Here is a 5,167-nt window from a genome sequence, read left to right as displayed (position 1 = left end):
GCCTTTTAAGCAGGTGGTCGAAGGTTCAATCCCTTCCACCCTCATTTTTTTAATGCGCCATTAGCTCAGTTGGTAGAGCAGCTGACTCTTAATCAGCTTGTCCCAGGTTCGATCCCTGGATGGCGTACTTTTTTTACGCCTTAAACTAAAATAAACTGGAATATTATGAAAGTTTTTCATCCACCAAAGGATGCAATAGAAGCCGCTGTATTAAAGCTGAAGAAGGATGGCGTTGTACATCCCAATGCCAGTTTCAATTTTGAGGCAAAATCGGACTTGCGCCGAGAAGTCACCTATCGTGACTATGATCTTCAAATACGATTATCCAATTCACCAAATGAGGAATCAATTATTGATACGGCAAGAGAAATGTTGGTCTCACTAAATCTGATTAGCAAAGATGCCAACTATAGTATTAAGGCATTCGAATCTTTTAGGTCTGAAATTAAGGAAAAATTCACTGGTAGCTGGACATCCATCACACCTGTAATGGAACGCTTATTATATATGTTAACAGCCGTCAAAAAACCGATGCGAATGGTGGAACTTGGCAGTTTTTGGGGAAATACATTGGCATGGTTTTCCGGGCCATGTATTGGTAGCCACAGGGAATATACGGCCGATCGGATCTATGGTGTAGATATTGATGTTAAGATGACGGAACTGGCAAAAAAGAATTTTGCCAAATTGAGCAATAGTGAATCAGTTGAGTTGATTGGCGAGGATGCCGCAAAGGCTCTATCAAATATCGAGGGTCCAATTGATTTTCTATATCTTGAAGCCAAAGATGATAATTGTGTTAACGGTTATCTTCAATTTCTTCAACAGGCCTTTGATAAGCTTCCAAGTGGCGCCTGGGTGATTGCGCATGATTCCACTCATCATGATCATAAAGATGAATTGAAATCTTATCTGGAGTGGGTTCGCAACAAAAACAATTTCTCCGAAAGTATTTCATTTGATATCGACCAGTTTGGGATGGAACTCTCTATTAAATAATTGTCTTAGACTGCCATACCAGTAACATCTATTTTCTCATAGAGCGTGACTCGTTTTTAATAATATATTTGGGGATCAGACCCAGGTTCGATCCCTGGATGGCGTACTTTTTTTACGCCTAATCTTCATCAATGTCATTCCCACACAGGTGGGAATCGATGCTTATTCTTTTATCAACATCAATCGCAAGTAAAAAAATAGGCAGAACCATTTGAGAGTTCCGCCTATTTTAACTTTATTGAATTATATTACTCTATTTTTCACCGGACGTTCCGCAAATCGGAGTAGGACCGCCTTTATACTTATAGTTTATGAGGTAAACAATATCAAGGATATCAATCTCTGTGTCGCTATTTATATTAGCTTCATCCATACATTCCGGAGCAGGACCGCCTTTATACTTGAAGTTGATGACAAAAACAATATCAAGGATATCAATATTTGTGTCGTTATTTACATCGCCAGCCAGATCACAACAGCTTCCGCTTCCAATGCCCTGCCAAAAACCGTGTCCAAGACCATAGCTTGCCGAGGTTCCCGACCCAACGGCAGTCTGGGCGACAGTAGAACTTAACCCATAATTGGTCGAACTACCGTTCATATTTCCGCCCGATGATATCACCTGCCAGTTGATCTCTTCACCTGCCCTATTGGCGGGTATATCTTTGTCTGATGATGTTGTCTGCACGTCAGTTTTTTGATCAGATTTGTCAACAACTGCGTTTGTTTCTGTTGATATTACCTGCACGTTTATTTCTTTACCCGATTTATTGCCGGCAAATACGGCGATCGAGACAAGAAACAATATAGCGCAGATAATAGAGTACTGTCTTACTTTATGTTTATTCATAATTAAAACCCCTGTTCAGATTTGGCTTGGTTGAGTTCTCTTTCAAGTCTCAAAGCTTCAAGTTGAGCATCTTTTACTTTGAGTTCTAATTGGCGAAGGTCATGTTTATATGCTTGAGAGCTATTTCCATCAAGGTCTTCTACAGATATCAATTCCGCATCAGCATCTGAGGGAGGGTTAGAACTAATAGTGGTTACGGTACCATAAGAGGTGGGAATATATAGAGCAGTAATAAAAATGTTTCCAGTTCTTACAGTCGATGCCAAATTGTCCTTCATCCCTTCAAATCTGAATGTATATGATCCAGCATTAGGTTTATAGTATACTCTGTCCGCAAAAGCTGAATTTACACTTTCAAAAGTTGCATCAAGTGCCATAGTAGGACCAACAGCAGAATAATATGGAGCTATATAAGATCCACCAGAAGTTTCATCAATTTGAAATGAACTGGAAATTGACGCTGTCGAGCCATAGGATTGTACCCAACACCTCCCAATAACATAAACATATCCAGGTCCAGGAGTTGTTATTGTAGTGGTTGCCAAATCCTGCATTGTCGTTGTGAGAATTATGACGCCAGGTGGATAATGATCAGAGGTAATTCCTGGGTCGTTCAAGCCAGGGTCTGCCCAGGTCACAGCACCAGATCCATCAGTTTGCAATACCTGATCAGCTGCGCCGTCAGATGATGGAATCTCATAACCAGTGGCTTCATCGCCAAAACGGACATGAGGCATATCAACCATAAAGGTAGAGTCTTCGGTTAATGTACTTTGAATTCCAAACAGGTAAGAATAATCTGCAGTGGCCGTGATAGTATCCCGATAACCTCCGGGTATTGTTGAAAAATCACCAGCATTGCTGTTTTCCCGGCCGCCGCCAACTGTGGCAATATATCCGCTAGCTGTGTTACCATCACCTCCGCTAACTATGGAATATCCCGAGCTGGCTGTGTTACCTTCACCGCCGCCAACTGTGGAATATCCCGCGCTGGCTGTGTTACCATTACCGCCGCCAACTGTGGAAAAATTGCCGCCGGCTGTGCTCTGCATTCCGCCGCCCACTGTAGAGGCTGTTCCGCTGGCTTCATTATGTAGACCACCGCCAACTGCGGAATAATCCTGACTGGCCTCGTTAGATTCACCAGCAACAAAGGCATAGTTACCGGCGTTAGTGTTGTCAGTGCCAATATTCAGTTTGCCTGAAATGACCCCGCCACTGGCACCATCAACAGTAGCAACACGAAAGGCATAAGGGACCGTGACCAACTGAATTCGAGGAGTTATTGTCTCGCTGGCAACTTCAATTTCCAGCCAGCGAACAGCACCCGAAAACACAACATCTGTAATAGGAACAGCAGGAGTGCCTTCACCAAGAACAACATCAAACAAACCATCAGTAACTGATACTGTGGGATGAATTTCACTCCATTGCGACGACCCAACTGTTTCATCATCGTAAATTGTGAATGTCATCGAAACTGTGGTTGTAAGCGGATCACCGGCTCCGTCAGTTAAACTGCCCTGATAATTGATCGTGTTTGGCACTTCAGCCAGAACAGAACCAACTGTTAGACAAAAGATCATTGCGAGAATTAAACTAATTCGCATTATACTGCCTTTCATTATTCTATATCTGTTATCAATCTTCTACTACTTATTACTGACCAGCCAACTGTTGCACCATTTTTTTCAGTTCCTCAACTTCAGCTTTAAGTTCCTCAATAGTTTCCTGCTGCTCCTGCACAGCTTTTACCAGCAACGGCGTCATTTTGCCATAGGCCACCATCCAGGGATTTGCTTCGAGGTCGTCGCCGCCTACGGATACGGCTTCCGGGTAGTGCTCGTAAAGCTGTTGGGCGATGAAACCGGTTTGAGTTGTTGCCGAGTTATCCTTATATTCATAATCAGCCACCTGGATTTGGAGGAGATTGTTCAAGCCGTAATCGGTGGTGCGGATGTTGGATTTTTGGCGGCGGTCGGATATGGAGTAATAGCTAATCGAAGTGCTGCCGTTCTGGATAACAGCGCCCATAGGTGCACCGTCCGGCCTGGAGAATGTTAACATATTTGATCCTCTGCTACTATTATAACTATCATGCCCGGCTTGTATAAGAAGTCCATTGTTATACGTGGTATTATCGTTGCTTATATTATTAATCTTTGCAATCCAGTTATTGGAACCTGTAGCACCTTGAACTTCAAATTTATAATAGGGGCTGGTGGTGCCGATGCCCACTTTAGTATCTGCAGTCGCCGTATTCACGCCATTGATGCTGCCGAGTATCAGGCTGTTGGATTGGGTCACGTAGGCGTATGCACCTATCGCTGTTGCGTTGGTGAGGTTGTTAGATCCGACATCGGTCCAAAAGCCCAGACCCGTGTTGTTGTCTCCGGTGGTATTGCTCTGCAGAGCCGCTCTGCCAATACCAGTGTTTTCCCCACCAGATGTATTATACAAAAGCGAGGACATACCAAAAGCAGTGTTGTGATCTTCGAGGTTATTAGCCAGAGCACCAGACCCAACGGCTGTGTTAAAAAATCCACTGATGTTGTCTCTGAGCGCAATGTTGCCTATACCCGTATTGCTATTAGTTGTGTAATCATCATTGGCGCCGGCATCTTCGCCTATAAATACGCTGCTTCCTGTATTTACAAATTCCAGAGTGCTGCCATCAATAATGGTTTGGCCAACTATGTGGAGTCTTGCATCCGGGGTATTGGTGCCGACACCAACATCTCCATCGGTATCAACAAACAGACCTTCACTGTCGCCGTCATTGGATAACCAGTTGTCACTGAGTTCTACATTTTGCGTTGCAGTATGATCTCCAAGATCATCTCCGCCACTTGAAACAGTAGCCCAACTTACTTGACCAGATCCATCAGTTTGCAATACCTGATCAACTGTGCCACGCGATGATGGGATTTCATAGCCAGTGGCTTCATCGCCAAGACGGATATGAGGCATATCAACCATAAATGTTGAATCTTCGGTCAATTTGCTTCCAATTCCAAACAAATAAGAGTAATCTGCTGTGGCTGATATCGTATCAGCATAACCACCTGCTATTGTTGAATGATCACCAGCGTTACTGTTTTCAGAACCGCCACCAATTGTGGAAACAAGTCCGCTGGCTTCATTATCAAGACCACCGCCTACAGAGGAATACCAATCGCTGGTTGTGTTAGATTCACCGCCACCAACTGTGGAACCAGTTCCGCTGGCTGTGTTAAATCTACCGCCGCCAACTGTGGCATATGCTTTATTGATGCTTCCAACAACTCCGGTAGTACAGGCAACGCCCAAATTGACATG

Annotated in this window: 4 protein-coding genes and 1 tRNA gene; 2 read left to right on the top strand and 3 right to left on the bottom strand. The window is 43.8% G+C overall.

Features of this window, described 5'->3' with window-relative positions; genetic code table 11:
• Positions 1-54: 54 nt before the first annotated feature.
• Together GY843_RS12745 and GY843_RS12740 are read left to right on the top strand one after the other, a co-directional pair.
• Positions 55-127 (top strand) — tRNA-Lys (locus GY843_RS12745).
• Between the two features lie 38 nt (positions 128-165).
• Entirely contained in the window at positions 166-999 is an 834-nt protein-coding gene (locus GY843_RS12740; protein WP_297310225.1) for an O-methyltransferase, read from the top strand.
• A gap of 253 nt (positions 1,000-1,252) precedes the next feature.
• On the opposite strand, the gene GY843_RS12735 is transcribed toward GY843_RS12740, so the two are convergent.
• The 3 genes from GY843_RS12735 to GY843_RS12725 all read right to left on the bottom strand — a co-directional run.
• The gene (locus tag GY843_RS12735; protein WP_297310224.1) at positions 1,253-1,849 is read right to left on the bottom strand and encodes a dockerin type I domain-containing protein; all 597 of its coding nucleotides are present in this window, start codon (positions 1,847-1,849) and stop codon (positions 1,253-1,255) included.
• A 2-nt stretch (positions 1,850-1,851) separates the two neighbouring features.
• A complete protein-coding gene (locus GY843_RS12730) occupies positions 1,852-3,459 on the bottom strand; it encodes a hypothetical protein (RefSeq protein WP_297310222.1) in 1,608 nt (535 codons plus the stop codon).
• 49 nt (positions 3,460-3,508) lie between these two features.
• Positions 3,509-5,167, bottom strand: a 1,659-nt coding sequence (locus GY843_RS12725) for a tail fiber domain-containing protein (RefSeq protein ID WP_297310220.1), incomplete at its 5' end; no start/stop codon positions are given.

It is taken from the genome of Neptuniibacter sp., assembly GCF_024231755.1.
Classification (GTDB): domain Bacteria; phylum Pseudomonadota; class Gammaproteobacteria; order Pseudomonadales; family Balneatricaceae; genus Neptuniibacter.
The sequence above is the reverse complement of the archived record's forward strand: the minus strand, read 5'-3'. Positions and strand labels throughout refer to the sequence as shown.